The sequence below is a fragment of the Brotocaccenecus cirricatena genome (assembly GCF_020687045.1).
Classification (GTDB): domain Bacteria; phylum Bacillota; class Clostridia; order Oscillospirales; family Oscillospiraceae; genus Vescimonas; species Vescimonas cirricatena.
Genome location: NZ_JAJEPW010000006.1, coordinates 1 through 22,741, shown reverse-complemented (window position 1 = coordinate 22,741; position 22,741 = coordinate 1). Strand labels below are relative to the sequence as shown.

Annotated in this window: 19 protein-coding genes and 1 pseudogene; 9 read left to right on the top strand and 11 right to left on the bottom strand. The window is 63.9% G+C overall.

The window, feature by feature from the left end:
- Positions 1-17 precede the first annotated feature (17 nt).
- Positions 18-1,604 (top strand): N-acyl-D-amino-acid deacylase family protein, encoded by a 1,587-nt coding sequence (locus LKD37_RS03360; protein ID WP_302927928.1) that lies wholly within the window; start codon positions 18-20, stop codon positions 1,602-1,604.
- Between the two features lie 2 nt (positions 1,605-1,606).
- Complete coding sequence (locus LKD37_RS03355) at positions 1,607-2,368, top strand: inositol monophosphatase family protein (protein WP_302927927.1); 762 nt, start codon at positions 1,607-1,609, stop codon at positions 2,366-2,368.
- 48 nt (positions 2,369-2,416) lie between these two features.
- Here LKD37_RS03355 and LKD37_RS03350 read toward each other — a convergent pair whose 3' ends face one another.
- The 7 genes from LKD37_RS03350 to LKD37_RS03320 all read right to left on the bottom strand — a co-directional run bounded on the left by LKD37_RS03350 (position 2,417) and on the right by LKD37_RS03320 (position 9,167).
- Entirely contained in the window at positions 2,417-3,148 is a 732-nt protein-coding gene (locus tag LKD37_RS03350) for a FadR/GntR family transcriptional regulator (protein WP_302927926.1), read from the bottom strand.
- Between the two features lie 189 nt (positions 3,149-3,337).
- Entirely contained in the window at positions 3,338-4,276 is a 939-nt protein-coding gene (locus LKD37_RS03345) for a ketopantoate reductase family protein (protein WP_302927925.1), read from the bottom strand.
- A 27-nt stretch (positions 4,277-4,303) separates the two neighbouring features.
- Positions 4,304-5,242: a transketolase family protein gene (locus tag LKD37_RS03340; RefSeq protein WP_302927924.1), complete on the bottom strand. Its 939-nt coding sequence runs from the start codon at positions 5,240-5,242 to the stop codon at positions 4,304-4,306.
- A 17-nt stretch (positions 5,243-5,259) separates the two neighbouring features.
- Positions 5,260-6,081 carry a transketolase gene (locus tag LKD37_RS03335; protein ID WP_489696238.1) on the bottom strand — a complete coding sequence of 274 codons (822 nt, stop codon included), beginning with the start codon at positions 6,079-6,081 and terminating at the stop codon, positions 5,260-5,262.
- Positions 6,082-6,368: 287 nt separating this feature from the next.
- On the bottom strand, positions 6,369-7,655 hold the full coding sequence (locus tag LKD37_RS03330; protein WP_302927922.1) for a TRAP transporter large permease: 1,287 nt from the start codon (positions 7,653-7,655) through the stop codon (positions 6,369-6,371).
- Positions 7,656-8,126, bottom strand: a complete 471-nt coding sequence (locus LKD37_RS03325) for a TRAP transporter small permease (protein WP_302927921.1) — start codon at positions 8,124-8,126, stop codon at positions 7,656-7,658.
- A 12-nt stretch (positions 8,127-8,138) separates the two neighbouring features.
- A complete protein-coding gene (locus tag LKD37_RS03320; RefSeq protein ID WP_302927920.1) occupies positions 8,139-9,167 on the bottom strand; it encodes a DctP family TRAP transporter solute-binding subunit in 1,029 nt (342 codons plus the stop codon).
- Between the two features lie 158 nt (positions 9,168-9,325).
- On the opposite strand from LKD37_RS03320, the pseudogene LKD37_RS03315 reads away from it, so the two are divergent.
- From LKD37_RS03315 to LKD37_RS03300, 4 genes and pseudogenes are all read left to right on the top strand, one after another.
- A pseudogene (locus tag LKD37_RS03315) lies at positions 9,326-11,047 on the top strand (Na+/H+ antiporter NhaC family protein).
- On the top strand, positions 11,044-11,673 hold the full coding sequence (locus LKD37_RS03310; RefSeq protein WP_302927919.1) for a C39 family peptidase: 630 nt from the start codon (positions 11,044-11,046) through the stop codon (positions 11,671-11,673). Before LKD37_RS03315 ends, LKD37_RS03310 begins: the two are co-directional and overlap by 4 nt.
- On the top strand, positions 11,670-12,374 hold the full coding sequence (locus tag LKD37_RS03305; protein WP_302927918.1) for a polysaccharide deacetylase family protein: 705 nt from the start codon (positions 11,670-11,672) through the stop codon (positions 12,372-12,374). The genes LKD37_RS03310 and LKD37_RS03305 overlap by 4 nt, the downstream gene beginning before the upstream one ends.
- A 287-nt stretch (positions 12,375-12,661) precedes the next feature.
- A complete protein-coding gene (locus LKD37_RS03300; RefSeq protein ID WP_302927917.1) occupies positions 12,662-13,093 on the top strand; it encodes a hypothetical protein in 432 nt (143 codons plus the stop codon).
- A gap of 135 nt (positions 13,094-13,228) precedes the next feature.
- On the opposite strand, the gene LKD37_RS03295 is transcribed toward LKD37_RS03300, so the two are convergent.
- Entirely contained in the window at positions 13,229-13,807 is a 579-nt protein-coding gene (locus LKD37_RS03295) for a cysteine hydrolase family protein (RefSeq protein ID WP_302927916.1), read from the bottom strand.
- A 177-nt stretch (positions 13,808-13,984) separates the two neighbouring features.
- On the opposite strand from LKD37_RS03295, the gene LKD37_RS03290 reads away from it, so the two are divergent.
- From LKD37_RS03290 to LKD37_RS03280, 3 genes are read left to right on the top strand one after another with little or no spacing between them, the layout of a single operon-like run.
- Positions 13,985-16,156 (top strand): alpha/beta hydrolase fold domain-containing protein, encoded by a 2,172-nt coding sequence (locus LKD37_RS03290; protein WP_302927915.1) that lies wholly within the window; start codon positions 13,985-13,987, stop codon positions 16,154-16,156.
- An 18-nt stretch (positions 16,157-16,174) separates the two neighbouring features.
- Positions 16,175-16,873, top strand: coding sequence for a DUF6320 domain-containing protein (locus LKD37_RS03285; RefSeq protein ID WP_302927914.1), 699 nt, complete (start codon positions 16,175-16,177; stop codon positions 16,871-16,873).
- A 4-nt stretch (positions 16,874-16,877) separates the two neighbouring features.
- Entirely contained in the window at positions 16,878-17,720 is an 843-nt protein-coding gene (locus tag LKD37_RS03280; RefSeq protein WP_302927913.1) for a magnesium transporter CorA family protein, read from the top strand.
- 206 nt (positions 17,721-17,926) lie between these two features.
- Here LKD37_RS03280 and LKD37_RS03275 read toward each other — a convergent pair whose 3' ends face one another.
- From LKD37_RS03275 to LKD37_RS03265, 3 genes are all read right to left on the bottom strand, one after another.
- Positions 17,927-19,366: a TrkH family potassium uptake protein gene (locus tag LKD37_RS03275; protein ID WP_302927912.1), complete on the bottom strand. Its 1,440-nt coding sequence runs from the start codon at positions 19,364-19,366 to the stop codon at positions 17,927-17,929.
- A 165-nt stretch (positions 19,367-19,531) separates the two neighbouring features.
- On the bottom strand, positions 19,532-21,595 hold the full coding sequence (locus tag LKD37_RS03270; protein ID WP_302927911.1) for an elongation factor G: 2,064 nt from the start codon (positions 21,593-21,595) through the stop codon (positions 19,532-19,534).
- A gap of 157 nt (positions 21,596-21,752) precedes the next feature.
- Positions 21,753-22,586, bottom strand: a complete 834-nt coding sequence (locus LKD37_RS03265; RefSeq protein ID WP_302927910.1) for a pyridoxamine kinase — start codon at positions 22,584-22,586, stop codon at positions 21,753-21,755.
- Between the last annotated feature and the right edge of the window lie 155 nt (positions 22,587-22,741).

Below are 22,741 nucleotides of genomic sequence, written 5' to 3'. Positions count from 1 at the left end.
CAAAAGAAGGGAATCTCATGTTTGATCTGATCATCCGGGGCGGAACCGTCTATGACGGCGCCGGCCGCCCCGGCATCCAGGCGGACGTGGCGGTGTCCGGCGGCAGAATCGCCGCCGTGGAGCCGCTGCCCCAGGCCCAGGCCGCCCGGGTCATCGACGCCCGGGGCAGGTGGGTGACCCCGGGCTTTATCGACATCCACCGCCACGCCGACGCCGCGGCCTTCCGGCCCGGCTTCGGGGAGCTGGAGCTGCGCCAGGGGCTCACCACCATCGTCAACGGCAACTGCGGCCTGTCCTGCGCCCCGGTGGGGCCGGAGAACCTGCCGGCCATCACCTCGTATCTGGAGCCCATCTGCGGCCGGGTGCCGCCGGAGGCGGCCCGGGAGACCCTGGCGGAGTATTTCGCCGCCCAGCCTGCAGCCCCACTGCACACGGGGATGCTGGCGGGAGCCGGTACCGTCCGGGCCAGCGTGGCCGGGTATCAGGTGCAGCGCCTGGAGCCGGAGCACTACGCCGCCATTCACCGGCGGCTGGAGGGGGCTTTGGCCGACGGGGCCCTGGGCGTGTCCCTGGGCCTGGGCTATGCGCCGGAGTGCTTCTATACCACCGACGAGCTGATCCGGGCCCTGGCCCCGCTGGCGGGGCAGAGCATCCCCATCACCGTGCATATGCGCCAGGAGGGCGGCGGCGTGGTGGAGGCCGCCCGGGAGATGGTGGAGGTGGCCCGGGCCCTGAAGGCCCCGGTGCATATCTCCCACCTGAAGGCCATGGGCCGGGACAACTGGAACCGCAAGATCCCCCAGGTGCTGGCTCTGCTGGACCGGGCCAGGCAGGAGGGGCTGGACCTGTCCTGCGACGTGTATCCCTACACCGCCGGGTCCACCCAGCTGCTGCACATCCTGCCGCCGGAGTTTCTGGCCGGGGGCATGGAGGCCATTGTCCGCCGCCTGGGGGACCCGGACCAGCGGAAGCTGCTGGCCCGGCGCATCGAAAGCGGCGATGGCTTTGACGACATCGCCAAGCTGGCGGGCTGGGACGGCATTTTTCTCACCAGTCTCCACTGCCCGGAGGATCACCCCTATCAGGGCATGAGCCTGCAGCAGATCGCGGAGCTGACCGGCCAGGACCCCCTGACCTGCTGCTGCGACCTGCTGGTGCGGGAGCAGGGGGAGATCACCATGATCGACTTCATGGCCCACGAGGAGGACATCGCCGCCATTCTGCAAGATCCCTTCTCCAACCTGATCTCCGACTCCACCTATCCCACGGAGGGCCAGCCCCATCCCCGGGTATACGGCACCTTTGTCCACCTGCTGACCCGGTTCGTCCGGGAGCGGGGGGACCTGACGCCGGAGGCGGCCATCCACAAGATGACGGGCCGCCCGGCGGCGGTGCTGGGCATGAAGGACCGGGGCGTGCTGACCCCCGGGGCCCAGGCGGATATCAACGTGTTTGCCCCGGAGGACCTGCGGGAGCCGGGGACGTATCAGGACCCCTGCCGCATGGCGGAGGGGCTGGACACCGTGCTGGTGGCCGGACAGCCGGTCATCGACGGCGGCCAATACACCGGCGTCATGGCCGGGCAGATCGTCAGAAGGAGCTAAGTATGCTGGAGCAGATCATCGACATTGTGCGCCGGGCGGGGGACATTGTCCTCTCCGCCCACGACATTCAGAACGTCACCCGGGAGAAGCACGGCCCGGCGGACCTGGTGACCCAATATGACGAGGCCGTGCAGGTGTTTCTACGGCAGGAGCTGTTGAAGCTGCTGCCGGAGGCGGAGTTTTTCGGCGAGGAGGGGGAGCGGCCCGCTCTGACCCACCCCTGGATTTTTGTGGTGGACCCCATCGACGGCACCACCAATTTCACCCGCCGCATGAATTGCAGCAGCGTGTCCGTGGCCCTGGTCCACAACGGACAGACGGAATACGGCGTGGTGTATAACCCCTTTGTGGGCGAGCTGTTCGCCGCTCAAAGGGGCTGCGGGGCCACCCTCAACGGCGCGCCCATCCGCGCCAGCTCCCGGGATGCCGCCCACGCCATTGTGGCCTGCGGCTCCACCATCTATGACCGCAGCTATACCGACCGGCACTTTGCCATCCTGCGGCACCTGTATGACCGGTGCCTGGACTACCGGCGGTTTGCCTCGGCGGCCCTGGATTGCTGCATGGTGGCCTGCGGCCGGGCGGAGATCTTCTTCGAGTGCCGACTGTCTCCCTGGGACTATGCCGCCGGGTCTTTGATCGCCCAGGAGGCCGGAGGCGTCGCCGTCCGGCTGGACGGCTCCTTCCTGGACCCCCTGCGCCCGGGCTCGGTATTCATCACCAACGCCGCCTGTCGGGAAATGCGGCAGGGCCTGCCGGAATAAGAAAAAAATCTCAAAGGGCTTTGGCCCTTTGAGATTTTTTTATGGAATTCAGTTCTTCTCCTGGCCATACAGGGCCGCTTTGAAATAGGTGGCCCGGACGATCTCCTCCACGTTGTCCTGGCGGCGGCTGCGCAGGGTCTCGAACAGGTCGCTGTGGGCCTCCAGCAGCTCCTCGCCCCGGCCGGTGTTGATCATGGTGCTGACCGTTTCATACCGGACGGCGTGGGTCAGGGTGCGCACCACCCGGCTGATCTTGTCGGCCAGGGGGTTCTTTCCCATCTGGGACACCATGTCGTGGAACTGGTTGTCCACGGCGAAAAAGCGCTCCACCTTGTCCTGGCCATCGCCGCGGACGATGCCGCGCATCTGGTCCAGGAGCTGCTCCAGCACCCGGCCGTCCTCCTCATTATACTTGGCGCTGGCCAGGCGCATGATGCCGGCCTCTACCATCTCGCGCAGCTCCATCAGGTTGTCAAAGGAGTCCTGGTTCAGGATCATGCCATAGATCATGGGGTCGATCATGCTCTCCTGAAAGCCGCTGCAAACGAAGGTCCCCTCGGAGCGCTTGCTCTCCAGCACGCCCAGATAGGTGAGAATTTTGATGGCCTCCCGCACGGAGCTGCGGGCCACGCCCATGGAGGCGGCCAGATCCGGCTCCGGCGGAATGCGGTCTCCGGGCTTGAGCTGCTTATTGCGCATGGCATCGGTCAGGCAGTTGATAACGCTCTGCACCACCGACTCCTTCTTCAGATTTTTCACATAGCCGGGGGTATCACTCATATAAATCGCTCCTTTATGGGACTGTTAACTCTATAACATATGTATAACATAGTACAAAGTTTGAATACCGTCAAGTAAAAGTTTCACCAAGACATCAAAACGCGCAGCGGACGGCAGCTTTTGTCTGCCGTCCGCTGCTTTCGGAGGGGAAAAGGGTAAAAGAAGATGTGTTTGACTGTGTAATTTTTGTCAGCGGCCCAGATAGATGGACTGCTTGGCCAGCACCAGCTGCAGCATCAGGTCGTTGCAGGGAGTGGCGATGCCGTGCTCCCGGCCCAGGCGGCACACAGCGCCGGTGATGATGCGGATCTCGGTCTCCCGGTGATGGGTCACGTCCTGCACCATGGAGCTGATGGTCTCGTCGGTCATGCGGGACACCTCATAGGCGTGCTCCAGCTCGGCGTCGTGGTCCAGGGTGCAGCCGCAGGCGTTGGCCACGGTGATGGCCTCCTCCACCAGCATCCGGGCGGCCTCGTGGGCATACTGGTTGCCGTCCACAAAGCCGTTCTTGGTCTCCAGCAGGGCGCTCATGCCGTTGATGGCCACGTTGGCCAGCAGCTTGTGCCAGATGGCGTTCATGACGTTCTCGTGGACGCAGACCTCCAGGCCGGCCTCGCGCAGGGCCTCGGCCATGCGCTCCACGTTCTCCTTGGGGGCCTTCAGGGAGCCCATGTTGGTCACACCGGTGCCGGTGTGCTTCACATGGCCGGGCTCCATGGGGGTGGCGCCGAAGGCGGTGTTGCCGATGATGATCTGCTCCTCGGGAACCACCTTGGCGATCTCGTCATAGTTGCCCAGGCCGTTCTGCAGGCACAGGATCATGGTGTGCCGGTCGATCATGGGCAGAGCGTTGCGCACGGCGGCCTCCAGATACTGATAGTGCACGAACACGATCAGCAGGTCCACCACGCCGATCTCCTTGGGGTCGGTGGTGGCCATGGCCGGGCGGAAGGACACGGTCTCACCGGTGCCGCTGCCGGGGGCGCACTCGTCCAGGAGAATGCCGTTCTTCTTGATGGATTCAATCACCGGGGCATAGGTATCCAGCACGCAGACCTCATGCTTCCGGGACAGATAGCTTGCATAGCAGCTGCCGATGGCGCCGCAGCCAACAAAACCGATTCTCATAATGATAACCTCCTGATTTTTCCGATGTTAGGCGTTCATGCTCTCGGCGATGGCCACGATGTCCTCAACGGTCACGCCGTTCATGGCCAGCAGGCGCTCATAGGGGGCGGACTGACCGAACTGATCCCGGATACCAACGCGCTTGACAAGGCCCTTGCCCATCTCGGCGGCTACCTCGCACACGGCGGAGCCCAGGCCGTTGATGATGTTGTGGTCCTCCACGGTGATGACCTTGCCGATGTCGTTGATGGCGGCGGTGACGGCCTCCACGTCCAGGGGCTTGATGGTGTGCATATCCAGCACGCGGGCGGAGATGCCCTTACCGGCCAGGACCTTGGCGGCCTCGATGGCCAGGCACACGGTGTCGCCGTTGGCGATGATGGCCACGTCCTTGCCGTCCTGAATCTGGTGGGCCTTGCCGATGGTGAACTCCACGTCCTCGTCATAGATCTGGGGCACGGCGTCACGGGTGAAGCGCAGATACATGGGGCCGTAGGTCTCGGCGGCCTGGCGGACCAGCTTGCGGGCGGCGTTATAGTCCGCCGGCATGATCACGGTCATGTTGGGGATGGTGCGCAGCACACCCATGTCCTCGATGGACTGGTGGGAGGCGCCGTCGTTGGCGGGGGTCACGCCGCCGTGGGAGCAGGCGATCTTCACGTTCAGGTTGGGATAGCAGACCTCCTGGCGGATCATTTCGCACATACGCAGGGAGCCGAACACGGCGTAGGTGACCACGAAGGGGACCTTGCCGCAGGTGGCAAGACCCGCAGCCAGGCCTGCACCGTTCTGCTCGGCGATGCCCACATTCAGATACTGCTGGGGCAGCTCCTTGCGGAAGTCGCCGGTCTTGCAGCTCTTGCCGATATCAATATCCACCACCAGAATGTCAGGGTTTTCCTTGCCCAGGGCCACGATCTCCTTGCCGAAGCCTTCGCGGGTAGCGATCTTTTTCTTTTCGCTCATTGCTCTTTCCTCCTTGCTTAGTGGATCAGCTGGGCTTCCAGCTCAGCCATGGCCTGCTTATACTGCTCATCGTTGGGGGCAACGCCGTGCCAGCCGCACTGGTTTTCCATGAAGGAAACGCCCTTGCCCTTGACGGTGTGGGCATACAGGCACTTGGGCTTGCCGTTCTGGGAGGCATAGCACTTGTCGATGGAGGCGGTGATCTCCTCCATGCTGTGGCCGTCGAGCTCCAGGACCTCCCAGCCGAAGGCACGGAACTTCTCGCCCAGGTCGCCGTTGGGCATGATCTCGTCGCAGGTGCCGTCCAGCTGCAGGTTGTTGTTATCCACGAAAACGATCAGGTTGTCCAGACCGTACTTGTGAGCGGTGTTGGCAGCCTCCCAGATCTCGCCCTCCTGGGCCTCGCCGTCGCCCACCACGCAGAAGACCTTGTAGTCCTTGTGGTCCAGCTTACCGGCCAGAGCCATACCGGCGGCGCAGGCCAGACCCTGACCCAGGGAGCCGGTGGAGATGTCGATGCCGGGGCAGCGGTTCATGGAGGGGTGACCCTGAAGCATGGAGCCTTCCTTGCGCAGGGTGTCCAGCACGGACTCAGGGAAGAAGCCCACGGTAGCCAGGCAGGCATACTGGATGGGGCAGACATGGCCCTTGGAGAGCACCATGCGGTCCCGGTCCTCCCAGCGGGGGTTCTTGGGGTCCAGGTTCATGTATTTGAAGTAGCAGGCGGTGACAAAATCTGCCGCAGACAGGGATCCGCCGGGATGACCGGACTGGGCCTTGTAGATCATGTCGATGACCTTCATACGCATCTGCGTGGCGATGTTTTTCAGCTCTTGCATGGAGATATCTTTCACAAAAATCACCTCATTGAAAATTTTCGGAATGTTCGGATTTGTTTAATGTCGGACAAATGACAATTACAGTATAGCGTTTTGTCTGACAAAGTCAAGAGCTTTTTTGGATTTTTCTCTTTTGCCTAATTCTTTGCATGTTTTTTATGGAAATTGACCGAAATCTGGACAGATATGGGGCGGCGGAATAAGAAAATGCAGCACCGGGCGGATTTCATCCGCCCGGTGCTGCATGCGTGGGATAGAAAGCTGTGTGTGGAGAGAGAAAGGAAGCGTTAATGAATGAGGAATGTGGAAATTGCGGGGACGTAGGTGATCAGCAGCAGCACCGCCAGCTCGGCGATAAGGCACGGGACAATGCCCTTGGTGATCTCCTCGATTTTGATATCTCCGATGCCGCAGGCCACATACAGGTTGACGCCCACCGGCGGGGTGAACAGGCCGATGGCCAGGTTCACGATCATAACGGTGCCCAGGTGGATGGGGTCAATGCCCAGCTGCACCGCAACGGGGGCAAACAGCGGGGTGAAGATGTACAGGGCGGAGGTGGAGTCCAGGAAGCAGCCGGCGATCAGCAGCACCACGTTGACGATGATGAAGAAGATAACCGTGTTGCCGTTGGTAACGGTGAGCATGAAGTTCTCAATGGCCAGATCCAGTCTTGCACGGGTCAGGACATAGCCGAACAGGGTGGCGCCCATGGTGATGAACATAACCGTGGCGGTGGTGGAGCAGGAGTCGATGAGGATGTCCTTCATCTTCTTCCAGTTGACCTCGCGATAGATGAACACGCCCACGATCAGGCCATAGAACACGGAGACAGCGGCGGCCTCGGTGGGGGTGAAGATGCTGCCATAGATACCGCCCAGGATGATCACGGGCATCAGCAGGCCCCAGAAGGCATCCTTGAAGGCCTTCAGCCGTTCCTTGCCGGAGGCCTTGGGCTGCACCGTCAGGTTGGCCTTGCGGCCCACGAACAGGGCGGCCACGATCAGGCCCAGGCCCATCAGCAGGCCGGGGATGACGCCGGCCTTGAACAGGTCGGTGATGGAGGCGTCAGCGATGGAGCCGTACACCACGAAGGTGATGGACGGGGGGATAACCACGCCGATGGCGCCGCCGGCGGCCATCAGAGCGCAGGCAAAGGCCGGGGAATAGCCCGCCTTCTTCAGAGCGGGGATCATAATCAGGCCCAGGGCCGCCACGGTGGCCGGACCGGAGCCGGAGATGGCCGCGAAGAAGCAGGACACCACCACGCAGACCATGGCCATGCCGCCGCGGATGTGGCCCAGGCACTTTTCCGCCAGGTTGATGAGGCGGCCGGAGATACCGGCCTTCTCCATCACGTTGCCGGAGAGGATGAAGAACGGGATCGCCAGCAGGACGAACTTGCTGCTGGCCGAGGAGCACAGACGGGGAAGCACGCTCATGATGGCGTCCAGGGGCTTGCCAGCGCCCTGCACCAGGATAGCGCCTACGCTGGACATGCCCAGGCAGACGGCGATGGGTGCGCCGAAGGCCAGCAGCAGCACAAAGATACCCAGTAATACGATACCGACCATTTATTTGCCCTCCTCTGCCCGATAGTCTTTATACATCTGCACCATGGTCTGCAGGAACGCAATGGCGGCGAAGGCCGCGCCCACGGGTACAAACGAACCATAGATCCACTCAGGCCACTGCATGTTGGCCGTTTCCTGACCCAGCCGATACTGGCTGATAACCATCTGCACGCCGGTGACCACGATCAGCAGGCAGAACAGAGCGGAAATCGCATAAACGGTCAGATGGATGATGATGCGGGCCTTGGGGCTGACCCGGTCCGTCACGATAGACAGGCCCAGGTGGGCCTTCCGCCGGGCGGCGATGGCCGTGCCCATGAAGCTCATCAGCACAAACAGATAGGTGGACATCTCGTCGGACACAGCCAGCGAGTGCTTGAACACAAAGCGGGCCACGACGTTGGCAAACACCAGCACCGCCATAACCGCCACGCACGCGCAGGCGACGAATTTTTCGATTTTCTCAAACATGTTGGCCCCTCCTTAGTTGATCCCGAAGGCGGCGCAGGCGTCCTCACCGTATTCCGTCTTCAGCTCAGCCGTGACGCCGGCCACGGCATCCTTGAACGCCTGCAGCTGGTCCTCGGTCAGGATATCCACCTGCATGCCGCTGTCCATGAAGCCCTGGATCAGCTGGTCCTCCTCGGCCTCCAGGTGGTCGCGGCCCCACTCGCAGGACTCCGTGGCGCACTCCTGCAGCAGCTGCCGGGTGTTCTCGTCCAGGCTTCCCCAAACCCGGCTGTTGGCCACAAACAGGTCGTTCTCATAGCTGTAGTTCCAGATGGTCATATACTGCTGGATCTCGTCCATCTTGGCGGACTTGGTCACGGAGCAGCCGTTCTCCTGGCCGTCGATGGTCTTCTGCTGGATGGCGGTGAACACCTCGCTCCAGCTCATGGCCGTGGGGCTTGCGCCCAGGGCATTGAACACGCCCATATACACCGCCGAACCGGGCACGCGGATCTTCAGATCCTTCAGGTCCTCGGGCTTGGTCACCGGGTGCTTGCTGTTGGTCAGCTGGCGGAAGCCGTTGTGGAAGGAGCCCAGATAGGTGATGCCCTTGGCCTCCAGCAGCTTGGCATAGTAAGCGCCGCCGGTGGTGTCGATGACCTGGCGGGCCTGCTGATAGGAGGTGAAGGACCAGGGCAGGGTGGCCACGGACATCTTCGGCTCCAGGTTGGCCAGCACGCAGGTGGCGTAAGCGCCCAGGTCGGAGCCGCCCACGGCGATGTACTCCACGCCCTTGGTGCTGTTGCCGCCGGCCAGGGTGTCGTTGGAGAATACGTCGATCACCACGTTGCCGCCGGAGCGCTCCTCCACCAGATCGGCAAAGTGGTGGGCCACCAGCGAGTCGATCTGGGTGTCGGTTCCGTTGACCGCCATGGACAGGTTGATTTTCTGATATTCGCCGTCGCTTCCGCCGGACGGCTCGGTGCTGCCGCAGCCGGACAGACTGCCGATGAGCAGGGCAGTTCCCAACAGCGCAGCGACAATTGATCTTCCGTGCTTCATATTACGGTTCCCTCCAAGATTGTTCAAACTTTGTCATTTGTTCTATGTCCGACAAATCTATAAATGATTATATGAACTTTACCGGGCCGTGTCAATAGGCTTCCAAAAAACCAACGATTTTTACAAGAAACGCCAGGAAAATTTATGTAAAAAGTCAAATGCACCTGGGGGACGGACGGTGCATGCCCCGGAAATATCCCTGTCATACTCCCGCATACACTCATAGTAAGCGGCCTGCCCCGCCGGGGCGCCGACTTATGGGGAAAGTGAGGATATTGACCATGAAACGAACCTTCCGCAGGCGGGGGGCGGTGCTGGCGGCGGCGCTGGTGCTGCTGTGCGCCGTCTCCTTTGCCGATCGCGGCGGCCCGGCCTCTTTTGCGGCCACCGGCTGGGCGCTGCTGCCTCCGGCGGTGGCCATTGTGCTGGCCTTTGCCACCAAGGAGGTGTATTCCTCCCTGCTGGCCGGGTGCGTGGTGGGAGCACTGCTGACGGAGGGCTTTGCCCCCTGGCGCAGCTTTGAGACCCTGTTCCTGACCCTGATGGAGGGCATCGACCTGAAGATCTTCTTCTTTGACGTGCTGCTGGGGGCCATTGTGGTGCTGTTTGCCCGGTCCGGCGGCTCCCGGGCCTTCGGGGAGTGGGCCTCCCGCCGGGTGCGGTCCCGCCGGGGGGCGGTAACGGCCACGGCGGGCCTGGGCTGCCTGATCTTCCTGGACGACTATTTCAACTGCCTGACGGTGGGGGCCATCATGCAGCCCATCACCGACCGCTGCCGGGTCTCCCGGGAGAAGCTGTCCTTTATCATCGACGCCACCGCCGCCCCGGTGTGCATCCTGGCCCCCATCAGCTCCTGGGCCGCCGCCGTGTCGTCGTACATCCCGGCGGATTACAGCCATGTCAACGGCTTCGCCCTGTTTATTCAGGCCATACCGTATAATTTCTACGCCCTGCTGATGCTGTGGCTGGTGTTTCTGGTGGCCCTGACGGGCCGGGATTTCGGCCCCATGTACCGCCGGGAGCAGCTGGCCATCCGGTAGGAGCCGCCCCGGCCCAAGACTGCGCCGGAGGGCCGGGACCGTCCCCGGGGCCGGGCGGTGGACCTGCTGCTGCCCACGGCGTGCCTGATCGTCACGGTGGTGTGGGGCATGGCGGTGCTGGGCCGCCGCAGCTGCCGGGAGACGGGCCTGGCCCTGACGGCCTCCAACGTCTTTGCCAACACCGACGCCCCCATGGCCCTGTGCTTCGGCTGCTCCGTCACCCTGCTGGTGATGGCCCTGCTGTATATCCCCCGGGGGGTCATGAGCTTTTCCGGGTTTGTGGAGGGCTTTCTGGACGGATTCAAGCTCATCACCCCGGCGCTGCTGGTGCTGACCTTCGCCTGGGGGCTGAAATCCTTTGCCGCCCGGCTGGACACGGCGGCCTTTGTCCGGGAGCTGTTTGACGGCCGGGAGACCCTGACGGCCCTGTTCCCCCTGGCCCTGTTCCTGGTGGGCGGGGTGCTGGCCTTTGCCACCGGCACCAGCTGGGGCACCATGGGCATTCTCATTCCCGTGGCGGTGCCGGTGTTTGCCGGAAGCCCGCTGCTGCCCATGGCGGTGGCGGCGGTGTGCGCCGGGGCCGTCATGGGGGACCACTGCTCCCCCATCTCCGACACCTCCATCATGAGCTCCACCGGAGCCGGCTGCGACCACATGGCCCATGTGAACACCCAGCTGTGGTACGGCCTGGCGGTTGCCGCCGACTGCACGGTGTGCTATCTGCTGGCCCCGGCGCTGGGAAATCCCTGGGTGCCCCTGGCCATCGGGGCTGCGCTGGTAACGGGGCAGGTGTTCCTGCTGAACCGGCTTTCCCGGCGGCGGGCAGGGGAGGCGGTATGAAGCGGCTTCCGGTGCCCTTTATCGGCCAGGGGCAGGACCTGCCCACCGGCTGCGAAAGCGTCAGCGCCGCCATGGTGCTGCAATACCTGGGCTTCTCCGTGACGGCGGAGGAGTTCGCCCGGGAGTGGCTGCCCCGGGGCCGGTTTTACCGGGACGAGAACGGCGTCCGCCACGGGCCGGACCCCCGCCGGGCCTTTGTGGGGGACCCCCACGACCCGGAGGCCCTGGGCTGCTGGGCCAGCGCGGTACAGACCGGATTGTCCCGGTTTCTGGCGGCTAAGTCCCGGGACGGAGCCGGGACATACCGGGTCAAAAACGAGACCGGCGCGGAGCTGGGCTATCTGTGCCGCCGATACATCGACCGGGACCTGCCGGTGCTGCTGTGGGTCAGCATCGACCTGCGCCCCACCGTCAACGGACCCTGGTACCGTCTGGAGCCGGGAGGCGAGCCCTTCATGTGGATCTCCAACGAGCACTGCGTGGTGCTGGCGGGGTATGACCGGGAGCACTATATCTGCTGCGACCCCTGGAAGGACCGGGGCATGGCGGCCTGGCCCCGGGAGACGGTGTGGCAGCGGCACCGGGAGCTGGGGATGCAGGCGGTGGCCCTGGAGGGGCCGGTATGAGGCGACGGGCGGGGATAGTTCTGGCCCTGCTGCTGGTGCTGACGGGCTGCACCCCGGCGGAACCGGCAGGCCCGGCGGCGGAACCGGCGGCGGAGCCGGTGTACATGGCCCTGACCTTTGACGACGGCCCCTCCCCGTCCAACACCCCCCGGCTGTTGGAGGGCCTTTCCCGGCGGGGCGTCCGGGCCACGTTCTTTCTGGTGGGCAGTCGGATCGAAGGCCGGGAGGACCTGGTCCGGCGCATCCGGCAGGAGGGCCACCAGATCGGCAATCACTCCTTCGGCCACGGGGACCTGACGGACCTGTCCGCCGCCCAGGCCCTGGCGGACCTGGACAAATGCAGCCGGGCCCTGGAACAGGTGCTGGGGCCGGGAAGCTACTGGCTGCGGCCCCCTTACGGCTTCATATCACAGGAGGAGCTGCGGGCCCTGGGGACTCCGGCCATCTGCTGGTCCGTGGACACGGAGGACTGGAAAAGCCGGAACGTGGACAGCATCCTGGACATCGTGCTGCGGCAGGCCGGAGACGGGGATATCCTCCTGCTCCACGACTGCTACGCCACCAGCGTCACGGCGGCCCTGGAGATCGTGGACCGCTTGCAGCCCAGGGGGGTGCAGTTCGTCACCGTGGAGGAGCTGTTCGCCGTCAAGGGGGTGCAGCCTGCCTGCGGGACCCTGTACCGCCGGGTGCGGGGAGAATAAAAAGCGCATTTTGTCCAAAATGACAATGGACGCGGGGCCGTGGGGAGCATATAATAGGGCCAGATTCCAAAAGGAGCAAACGCCATGAACCGCAACGTTTCCATGAACAGCTGCCGGGCCATTTGTACCATGGCCTGTTGTTGTCATGCCCGGAACGGTCATGCATGGTTTGCCCAGAAGGCCCGGGCCTGACGCGTCCGGGAAAAGCGCGTAAAAGCAGCGGCAGAGGATGCATGACGCATTCTCTGCCGCTTTGATTTTTCCACACACGGAAAGGAAGCCTGCTTATGTATCCCCAACACATCCAAGAAGCCGCCGCGGCCATGGGCCGCACCCTGACGGAAAGCGCCACCCCCCTGTATGGCAGCGGCCTGCGCCTGCCGGACCGCCGGGCGGTCATCGAGCTGGTGAAGGAGGTCCGCCGCCTGCTGTTTCCCGCCTATTTCGGGGACCCGGCGCTGATGTCCCTGGCCCCGGAGAACTACGCCGCCCTGCTGCTGGAGCGCATCTGTGAAAAGCTCACCGAGCAGCTGAAGCTGGCCCTGCCGGAGGACCAGGTGGATCGGGCGGAGGAGATCACCCGGGAGTTTGCCCGCCGCCTGCCCCAGGTGCAGAAGCTGCTGCTGGAGGACCCGGACGCCACCTTTGAGTCCGACCCCGCCGCCGCCCCGGCCCCGGTGCTGAAAAACCCCGGGGACCCGTTTGTGTACACGATATAAAAAGAGGGGCGGACAGATTTGTCCGCCCCTGCGGAAACAGGAACCCCTCCGGCCTGGGCCGGATGGATTCCTCAGCTTGTCAAAAAGCCTCGCAGAGTTTGCCGCCCGCAGGCGGCGGATAAGTTGGTGCGCGGGTCAGCCCAGCAGCTGCTCCAGGTCCGCCGCCGTCATAATGTGGCCGCCCACCCGCTGCATATCCGCCAGGTTGGCCTGCTGCACGGCGGGGGTCACAGAGGAGGTGCAGTCCGACAGCACCACGGCGTCATAGTCCAGGGACAGGGCGTCATAGAAGGTGGAGCGGATGCAGTTGGGGGTGGTGGTCCCGGCCAGCAGCACCGTCTCCACCCCCAGGCGGCGGAGGATCAGGTCCAGCTCCGTGTGAAAAAAGGCGGAAAACCGGGGCTTCACGATGACGTAGTCCGCCGGGGCCCGGCGGAACTCCTTCGGCCAGGCGTCGGACATGGACGCCGGGCACGTCTCGGACAGGGGCTTCCCGCCTTTGGCCCACACGTCATATCGGGCCCGCTCCACATCGGACCCGTCCGCCCGATAGTGCCGCACGGCGAACACCACCGGCACCCCGGCCCGATGGCAGCAGTCGATGGCCCGGGCGCAGGCGGGCACCGTGTCCGCCGCTCCGGCGATATACAGGGGACTGGACGGGTCCAGAAAGCCCCGCTGCATGTCGATGACCACCAAGGCATATTTGTGCATGAAAATCCCTCCACAAACGCAATTGAAAATCCGGCGGATGTTCCGCCCAGGCTATTGTAGCGTCTCCGGCGGGAAAACGCAACGGAAAAAAATTGCGGCCTTCACGCCTTGTGAAGACGCGGGATAACTGGTATAATAAAAGGGTTCAGAAGATTTTCAGGAAAGGAACGACATTGCATGGAGCTGCACGCAAAGCTGGTTCGCTCGCAGCTGTCTTTTTTCAAGCCCTTTGTGGCGGGCCTGTCTCTGGAGGCCACCCGGAAGGGCCAGGACAAGCTGGGCGAGCTGATGACCGCCCTGCACCGGCGGGAGGTGCTGGTGCGGGACCACGATTTTGAGCATTTTCAGGGGGCGTGGGTCATGCCCAAGGACCAGCGCCGCACCGGGGTGATCCTGTATCTCCACGGCGGGGGCTATACCTGCGGCAGTCTGGAATACGCCAAGGGCTTTGCCGCCGCCCTGGCCTCGGAGTGCGGCGTGCGGGTGTTCTGCCCGGCCTATCGCCTGGCCCCGGAGCATCCGTATCCGGCGGCTCTGGACGACGCGCTGGAGAGCTATCAATACCTGCTGAAAAAGGGCTATGAGCCGGGGCAGATCCTGCTGGCGGGGGAGTCCGCCGGAGGCGGGCTCATTTACTGCCTGTGTCTGCGGCTCAAGCAGCTGGGCATGGCCCTGCCCTGCGGGCTTGTGGGAATCTCTCCCTGGACGGACCTGACCGGCTCCGGGGACTCCTATCGGGAGAACCGGGAGAAGGACCCCTCCATGACTCCGGAGCTGCTGCAATTTTACGCCAAGTGCTATACGGAGAACCCTGCGAACCCCCTGTGCTCGCCGCTGTTCGGCGACCTGACGGGCCTGCCGCCGTCTCTGCTGTTTGTGGGCGGGGACGAGGTGATGCTGGACGACACCCGGGCCCTGCACGAAAAGCTCCTGGCCGCCGGGTGCCGCAGCAGTCTGCATATTGCCCCGGAGCGGTGGCACGCCTATGTGCTGTACTGCCTGAACGAGAATATGGAGCAGGATTTTGAGGCCATCAACCACTTCCTGGACCGGACCCTGTCCCCGGCCCGGAGCCTGCGGTGGATGCGGCTGGACAACGCCGCCAAGATCTATCCCGCCGCCAAGCGCCGGAACTGGAACAACTTCTTCCGCCTGTCCGCCACCCTGACGGAGCCCATCGACGTGCCCGTGCTGCGGGCGGCTCTGGACGTGACGGTGCGGCGGTTCCCGTCCATGGCCGTGCGGCTGCGGCGGGGGGTGTTCTGGTACTATCTGGAGGAAATTCCCCAGGCGCCGGACATCCAGCCGGAGAAAAGCTGTCCCCTGGCCCACGTTCCCTTCGGCCAGGTGCGGCGCTGCGCCTTCCGGGTGCTGGTGTATCACAACCGGGTGGCGGTGGAGTTTTTCCACGCCGTCACCGACGGCACCGGGGGGCTCATCTTCCTGAAAACCCTGGTGGCGGAGTATCTGTGCCAGAAGTACGGCATCACCGTTCCGGCGGAAAAGGGCGTTCTGGGCCGGCTGGAGGAGCCAAGCCCCCAGGAGCTGGAGGACAGCTTCCTGCGCTATGCCGGGGACGTTACCGCCAGCCGGGCGGAGAGCACCGCCTATCACCTCAGCGGCACCCCGGAAAAGGACGGGTATAAGAACCTGGTGACCATGATGGTGCCGGTGGACCGGGTGCGGGTATGCGCAAGGAAATACGGGGTGTCCGTGACGGAGCTGCTGTGCGCCGCCATGATGCAGGCCATCGCCGACCTGCAGGCGGAGAAGGTGCCCCGGCGCAGCCGCCGCAAGCCGGTGAAGGTGCTGCTGCCGGTGAACCTGCGGACTCTGTTCCCCAGCCGCAGCCTGCGGAACTTTGCCTCGTATATCACCCCGGAGATCGACCCCCGCACCGGGGACTATAGCTTTTCCGAGATCTGCGCCGCCGTGCACCACCGGATGGGCCTGGAGAACAACACCCACACCCTGCGCTCCAAGTTCGCCGCCAATGTGGCCAGCGAGAAGTCCCCGGTGCTGAAGGTGATGCCCCTGTTCATCAAAAACATCGCCATGAAGGCGGTGTTTAACGCCGTGGGCGAGCGCAAATCCTGTCTGTGCCTGTCCAATCTGGGGGCGGTGGAGCTGCCGGAGGCCATGGCCCCGTATGTGCAGAGGCTGGACTTCATCATCGGCGTTCAGGCCGCCGCGCCCCACGACTGCGGCGTGGTGTCCTGGAACGGGACTATGTATATCAACTGCATCCGCAGCATCCAGGAGCCGGAGCTGGAGCTGCATTTTTACCGGGTCCTGCAGCGGCTGGGTCTGCCTGTGAAGGTGGAGAGCAACCGCCGGGGCCGGGGATAAGGGAAAGGAGTGTCCGATATGTATTGCATCAATTGCGGCGTGGAGCTGGCCGACAGCGAAACCGTGTGTCCCCTGTGCGGGACCCGGGTGTTTCACCCGGATATGCCCCGGCAGCAGGGGGAGCCTCCCTTTCCGCCGGATCCCATGGGCCATCCCGAGGAGGTGAACCGCTCCGGCGTGCTGTTTATCCTGACCATGCTGGCGGTGCTGCCCATCGTGATCTGCATCCTGTGCGACTGGAGCGTCAACGGGGCCATCCTGTGGTCCGGGTACGCCGCAGGGGGCGTGGCGCTGCTGTACATCCTGGCGGTGCTGCCCCTGTGGTTCAGAAGGCCCAACCCGGTGATCTTCGTCCCGGCGGACTTTGTGGCCATCGGGCTGTATCTGCTGTATATCAACTTCGCCACCGGCGGACACTGGTTCCTGACCTTCGCCCTTCCGGTCACGGGGACCATCGGGGTTCTGGTGACTACGGTGGTGACGCTGCTGCGGTATCTGAGCCGGGGGCACCTGTATATCTTCGGCGGGGCGCTGATAGCCGGAGGCGGACTGGCGGTGCTCATCGAGTTCCTGCTGAACCTGACCTTCGGGCTGCATCACACGTTCATTTGGTCCTTCTATCCCCTGGCGGCGGGAGTGCTGCTGGGGGCCATGCTGCTGATCATTGCCGTGTGCAAGCCCCTGCGCCGGTCCCTGCACCGGAAGTTTTTCCTGTAAGGCCATGGGCGAGATGTGCGCATCCTGCGTGGAGCTGGTGACCTTTGACCAGATGCGCCAGCGGTATCCCCAGCTGGAGCAGCACCGCATTGCCCCCTCCGGCGGCGCCTTCTGCCGGGCGGAGCGGCTCAAGGGCGGCGGGGCCGCCGGGACCTATGCCATGCCCCGGCCCATGGCCCCCACCGGCGAGAAGCACTTTTTCGGCTTCTATCTGACCCAGCGGCGGCTGCTGCTGGCGGAGGACGGGGAGTTTTTGCGGGGCCTGGCGGACGACCTGGAGGCCGGGACCCCGGCCCAGGCCCTGGCGGAGCTGTTTACCCGGCTTTTGCAGGAGGACATGCCCACCCTGCAGAAATACGAAAAGCGGCTGACAGCCCTGGAGGAGGACCTGATGCAGGACCAGGCCCAGGACCTGGACAAGAAGCTGTTCCGCATCCGCCGGGAGCTGTCGGTGTTCGCGGCGTATTATGAGCAGCTGGACGACCTGTTTGCGGTGCTGTCGGAGGAGACGGAGGAGGGAGACCCCCACGCCTCCCGGCTGTTCGACCACCTGACGGGCCGGGCCCAGCGGCTGCTGTCCGCCACGGAGCAGGAGAAGGAGTACGCCTTACAGCTGCGTGAAATGCACCAGACCCAGCTGGACATGCGGCAGAACCAGATCATGAAGATCCTGACCATCGTTACCACGGTGTTTCTGCCCCTGTCCCTGATCGCCGGGTGGTACGGCATGAACTTTGTGAACATGCCGGAGCTCACCGCCCGGCACGGGTATCTGGCCGTGTGCATCGTCAGCGCGGTGTGCATTCTGGTGGAGCTGGTGATCTTCAAGTGGAAAAAATGGCTGTGAAGCAGCCGGGCATAAAACTTCATGCACTGTGCGGCGCACCGCGAAAACAGGCAAAATCTTCTGTGCATGAAGATTTGTGCATCATTCCCGGTTGCCCCGAAGGGGCGAGGGAATGGCACATTCTATTTTTTGCTATGCTTTTGCATAGCAAAAACGCGGGACGCACCGGAATAACCCGGCGCGTCCCGCGTTTGTCCTGCATGAAATCAGTCCTTCCTCCAGACGGAGGGGGACAGGGCCACCAGCATGGGATAGATCTCCAGCCGCCCCATCAGCATGGCCGCCGACAGCAGCAGCTTGGACAGGACGGAATACCCGGCGTAGCTTCCGGCGGGGCCCACGGCCCCCAGGCCCGGACCCACGTTGTTGAAGCAGGACACCACCGCCGACAGGTTGGTCTCCAGGGAGAAGGGCTCCCCGCTGAGGCACAGGAAGGTGATCAGGATGCACAGACAGTACAGGGCGAAATAGATGCTGACGCCCCGCTGGACCTCGCTGCTCAGGGCCTTGCCGTCGCAGCGGACGGCGGTGACCCGCCGGGGATGGACCAGGCGGTTCACCTCCCGCCGGATGGTGCGCAGCAGGATCATGGCCCGGGACACCTTCAGGCCGCCGGCAGTGGACCCGGCGCAGCCGCCAATGAACAGCAGGGCGAACAGGATGGCCCGGGACAGTCCCGGCCACAGGTCAAAGTCCGCCGTGGCATAGCCGGTGGTGGTGAGGACGGAGCTGACCTGGAACGCCGCCTGCCGCAGGCAGGTGCCCAGACCGCCGTACACCCCCCGCAGGTCCAGGGTGATAACGCCGGTGGCCACGACTGCCAGTCCCAGATAGGTCCACAGCTCGTCACTGCGCAGGGCTGCCCGCCACTGGCGCAGCAACAGCAGATAATAGAGGTTGAAGTTGATGCCGCACAGGATCATGAAAACGGTGATGACCCCCTGGATATACGGGGAGTAGGAGGCAATGGAGTCGGCCCTGATGCCGAAGCCGCCGGTGCCCACGGTGCCGAAGGCGTGGACCAGGCTGTCAAACAGGGGCATACCCCCCAGCAGCAGCATGCCCACCAGCACCGCCGTGATAAGAAAATACAGCAGGTACAGCACCCGGGCGGTGTCCCGGGTCCGGGGGGTCAGCTTGCCCTTTACCGGGCCGGGCATCTCCGCCTTGAGGATGTTCATGGAGCGGTCGGTGCTGCCGGAGAGCATGGTGATGAACACCAGCACCCCCATGCCGCCCACCCAGTGGGTGAAGCTGCGCCAGAACAGCAGCCCGTGGCTCATGGCCTCCACGTCCGTCAGGATGGAGGCCCCGGTGGTGGTGAAGCCGCTGACCGTCTCAAAAAATGCGTCGGCATAGGAGGGAATCTCCCGGCTGAACCAGAAGGGCAGGGCCCCCACCGCCGACAGCAGCACCCAGGCCAGGGCCACGATGATGTATCCCTCCCGGCTGAAGAACTTGTGGCTGCGGGGCCGGGCCAGCAGCGTCAGCAGCCCGCCCAGAACGGCGGCCACGGCCATGGAGGCCAGCACCGCCCAGGCGCAGTCCTCCCGATACAGAAAGGACACCGCCAGCGGCAGGACCAGCAGCCCCGCCTCCGCCAGCAGGACCCGTCCCGCCATATGGAAAATAATGCGATAATTCATAAATAAAGCCCCCGATGGGTCTGTCCGACGGAAAATCGGAACGGTTGAAGAAACTCTTGCCGCAGCCTATTATAGTTTACCCACCGGGGAAAGTCAATAATCCCCAGGACAGAACAAGGCCCCCGGCGGAAGCCGGGGGCCTTGGATGCTTATTGGGGGAGAGACTTACTCGGCCTCGGCCAGAGCCTTGGCCTCGGCAATGGCCTTCTCCTGGGCCGCGGCGGGGCAATCCTCGTAGCGGACGAAGTTGAAGGTGAAGGTGCCGCGGGACTGGGTCATGGAGCGCAGGTCGATGGCATAGCTCATCATCTCGGCCATGGGGACCTCGGCCTCCAGCACCTGCTCGCCGTCGCCGGTGGGGTTCATGCCCATGACGCGGCCCCGGCGCTTGTTCAGGTCGCCCATCACGTCGCCCAGGTAGCTGTCGGGAATGGTGACCTTCAGCTCGCCGATGGGCTCCATCAGCACGGGCTTGGCCTCGGGCAGAGCGGCCTTGAAAGCCAGGTTGGCGGCCAGCTTGAAGGCGATTTCGGAGGAGTCCACCGGGTGATAGGAGCCGTCCACCAGGGTGGCCTTCAGGAACACCACGGGATAGCCCGCCAGCACGCCGTGCTGGCAGCTCTCGCGCAGGCCCTTTTCCACGGCGGGGAAGTAGTTCTTGGGCACGGAGCCGCCGAACACGTTCTCCTCGAAGATCATATCCTCCTGCTCGCTCTGGGGCTCGAAAATGATATGGACGTCGCCGAACTGGCCGCTGCCGCCGGTCTGCTTCTTATAGCGGCCCTGCTTGCGGACGGTGGAGCGAATCTTCTCGCGGTAGGCGACCCGGGGGGCGGACAGCTCAGCGTCCACGCCGAAGCGGGTCTTCAGCTTGGCGCACAGCACGTCGATCTGGATATCGCCGGCGCCGGAGATCACGGTCTGGTGAGTCTCGGCGTTGTTGACCACGTGGAAGGTAGGATCCTCCTCGTTGAGCTTGTTCAGGCCGGTGCCCAGCTTCTCGATCTCCTGCTTGGTCTTGGGGGAGATGGCGCGGCTGTAGCAGGGCTGGGCATAGTCCATGCCGTGGAGGCGGACGATGTTCTTGGCATCGCACAGGGTGTCGCCGGTCTTGACCTTGTCCATCTTGCCGATGGCGCCGATGTCGCCGCAGCAGATCTCCTTGGTCTCCTCGCCCTTCTTGCCTTTCATGACATACAGGCGGCCCAGCTTCTCGGTGTTGCCGGTGGTGGGGTTATACAGGGCCATGTCGCCGGTGACCTTGCCGCGGATGACCTTGATCATGGAATACTTGCCGTACTGGTCGGAGATGGTCTTGAACACGATGGCGGCGGTGGGGCCGTTGGGATCGAAGGCCACCTCGATGTCGTTGCCGTCGTCATCCTGAGCGGCCTCGGCGGGCATATCGGTGGCCACGGGAGCCAGGTCCAGGATGGTCTGCAGCAGCATCTCCACGCCCAGACCGGTGTTGGCGGAGCCGCACAGCACGGGGCAGACGCTGCCGTCCCGGACGCCGATCTTCAGGCCCTTGGCCATATCCTCGGCGGACAGCTCCATGGTGTCGAAGAACTTCTCCATCAGCTCCTCGTCGGCGCCGGCGGCGGCCTCCATCAGCTCGGCGCGCAGGGCCTCCACCTCGTCGGCCATGTCGGCGGGGATGGCGCAGGCAGCGGCCTTGCCGCCCTTGACCTCATAGGCGGTGTTGTGCAGCAGGTCCACAATGGCGGTGACCTTCTTGTTGCCGTCGATGACCGGGGCAACGATGGGGGCGATGGCCTGGCCGAACTTGCCCTTCAGGGCGTCCAGGCAGGAGGCGTAGTCGCTGTTGTCCTCGTCGGTGCGGTTGATGAAGATCATCCGGGGCTTCTTGCCCAGCATCTTCCAGGAGCGCTCCATGCCCACGGACAGACCGTCCTTGGCGGCGCCCACCAGAACGGCGCACTCGGCGGCACGGATGGCGGACAGAGCCTCGCCGGAGAAGTCGAAGTTGCCGGGGGCGTCCATCACGTTGATCTTCACGCCCTTATAATTCACGGGAGCAAAGGCCAGGGAAATGGAAATCTGGCGCTTGATCTCCTCGGCGTCGTAGTCGCAGGTGGTGTTGCCGTCGGCGGTGCGGCCCAGGCGGTCGGTGCCCTTGGTCATAAAGAGCATCTGCTCGGCCAGAGAAGTCTTGCCGGAGCCGCCGTGGCCCAGCAGGGCGATGTTGCGGATGTCGTTGGCAGTCATAATGGTTGTTCTCCCTTCGTTTTCTGTGCAAGCGCGGCTTTTCCCGCCGTGCATTCGTTCAACATATGGATTATATAATATTTTGCCGGTTCTGACAACTATATTTTTAGGGATTTTCAGCAAAATTTCCGGAAAACCTCCCGGGGCAGGGGGGAAATCACCGCTCCAGCAGCCCCGGCAGCAGGTGCAGGGCCTTCTCAAACTCCACCCCGTACCAGGGGGCGTTGGGGTCCCGCTGGGTGGCCTGAATACAGGCCAGGGTGAAATCCGCCGCCAGGCGCAGGGCGTCGGGCAGCCCCTTGCCCCGGACCATGGCCCCGGCGCAGGCGGCGGAGAAGATGTCGCCGGTGCCGTGGAAGTGGTCGTGGACCCGGGGGGTGTGATACTGGAAGATGCCGCCGCTTTCCGGGTCCAGGGCCATGACCCCCAGGCGGTCCGGCCCGAAGGGCACCCCGGTGAGCACCGGGCAGCGGGGCCCCAGGTCCCCCACCCGCCGCAGCAGGTCCCGCCACCAGGACAGGTCCTCCGTCTCCCGGTAGGGGGTGTCCGTCAGCAGGCAGGCCTCCGTCACGTTGGGCACCGCCACATGGGCCCGGCTCACCACCCGGCGCATATACGCCGGAAAATCCGGGCCGAAGCCGCTGTACAGCCGTCCGCCGTCGGCCATGGCCGGGTCCACGAACAGCAGGGTGTCCGGCCCTGCCAGCAGGTCGAAAAAGTCGCAGACCTCCTCCGTCTGCCGGGGGGAGGCCAGATAGCCGGTGCAGATGGCGTCCAGGGTCACGTTCTGGCTTTTCCAGTGGCGGGCGATGGGCAGCAGCTGGTCCGACAGGTCCCGGCTGATGAAGCCGGGGAACATGGTGTGGGTGCTGAGCACCGCCGTGGGTACGATGGCGCACTCCACCGCCATGGCGGAGATCACCGGCAGTGCCACCGTCAGCGAGCAGCGGCCCAGACACGAGATATCCTGGATACTGGCAATACGTTTCATGCGGGGGTCCTCCGTGTGTACGATTCCCTATCAGTGTAGCACATCCGGCGGCTTCGGGCAAGGGGCGATAAAAACGAAGATAACAAAGCCTATCGTCCGAATATGAGTGGTTATTCTGTTTTCGGCACTTCGCTTGATGGTACAGACAAAAATGT